The organism is Ideonella sp. B508-1 (assembly GCF_000333615.1).
Taxonomy (GTDB): domain Bacteria; phylum Pseudomonadota; class Gammaproteobacteria; order Burkholderiales; family Burkholderiaceae_C; genus Ideonella.
Map to the genome: position 1 here is coordinate 1 of NZ_BADL01000332.1, position 1394 is coordinate 1394.

2 protein-coding genes are annotated in these 1394 nt (G+C 75.6%); one reads left to right on the forward strand and one right to left on the reverse strand.

The window, feature by feature from the left end; translation table 11 throughout:
* Positions 1–208 precede the first annotated feature (208 nt).
* On the forward strand, positions 209–1126 hold the full coding sequence (locus tag I73_RS14475; protein WP_022981270.1) for a LysR family transcriptional regulator ArgP: 918 nt from the start codon (positions 209–211) through the stop codon (positions 1124–1126).
* A 15-nt stretch (positions 1127–1141) separates the two neighbouring features.
* On the opposite strand, the gene I73_RS28050 is transcribed toward I73_RS14475, so the two are convergent.
* A partial coding sequence (locus tag I73_RS28050) for a helix-turn-helix domain-containing protein (protein WP_022981271.1) occupies positions 1142–1394 on the reverse strand: 253 nt, incomplete at its 5' end.

Here is a 1394-nt window from a genome sequence, read left to right on the forward strand (position 1 = left end):
CGACGGGCCAGCCCGTTCAGGGCGGCGGCGCCCGGCGAGGCGGCCGGTAGGGCCGGGGCGAGGGCGGAAGAGAGGGCGTTCGACAGCATGGCGCGCAGCATGCCCGGGTGGCGCAGCGGGGGCCAGTTAGACTTGCTTCAGCCGATGAAGCGGGGCTAAGTGGGGCTGAAGGCGCCTTCTCCACGGACCCTGATCCAGGTCCTTCACCATGTACGACTACACCTTGCTCGAAGCCCTGGCCGCCGTGCTGCGCGAGGGCAGTTTCGAGCGCGCCGCGCGGGCCCTGCACCTGACCCCCTCGGCCGTGTCCCAGCGGGTGCGCCTGCTGGAGGAGCGGGCCGGTCAGGTGCTGGTGGTGCGCGACACCCCGGCCCGCGCCACCGAGGCCGGTGCCCGCCTGTGCCGCCACCTGGAGCAGGTGGCCCTGCTGGAGCGCGCGCTGGCCGCCGATCTGCCTGGCCCGGGGCCGGCGCCCGGGGGCCGGGTGACCCTGCCGGTGGCGGTCAACGCCGACAGCCTGGCCACCTGGTTCGTGGCCGCGGCCGCCCGCATGGCCGACGACGCGGCGCTGCTGCTGGACATCAGCCTGGAGGACCAGGAGCACACCGCCGAGCGCCTGCGCCGCGGCGAGGTGGTGGCCGCCGTGACCGCGCTGGACAAACCCGTGCCGGGCTGCCGCAGCGTGCCCCTGGGCACCCTGGTCTACCGGGCCACCGCCAGCCCGGGCTTCGTGGCGCGCTGGTTCCCGGCCGGGGTGGATGCCGAGGCCCTGGCCCGGGCGCCGGGCCTGACCTTCAACCGCCAGGACCGGCTCCAGCAGCAATGGATGGCCCAGGTGCTGGGCGACCCGGCCGCGGTGCCGACGCTGGCCACGCACTGGCTGCCCTCCACCCAGGCCTTTGTGGACGCCAGCCTGGCCGGCCTGGGCTGGGGCATGAACCCCGAGCCGCTGGTGCGCCCGCTGCTGGACCAGGGCCGCCTGGTGGAGCTGCTGCCCGATCAGGCCCTGGGTGTGCCCCTGTACTGGCAGTGCCGCCAGGGCCTGCCGGTGGCCCCGGTGCTGACCCGCGCGGTGTGCGAGGCCGCGGCGGCGGTGCTGCTGCCCAGCGACGAGCCGGTGCGCTGAGCCGGCGTCGCCGATTCAGGCCCGCGCTCGCCGGCCGATCTCGCGCTGGTAGCGCGCCGGCGTGGTGCCGTACATGGCGGCAAAACGCCGGGTCAGATGGGCCTGGTCGGTGAGGCCGACGGCGGCCGCCACGGTGGCCGCGGGCTGCCCCTGGGCCAGCAGGCGCTTGGCCTCGGCCAGGCGCTGGGCCATCACCCACTGGTGCGGGCTGACCTGGTGGCAGGCGCTTGACCTGCGCTGGAAATGGTTGGGGCTCATGCCGGCCAGG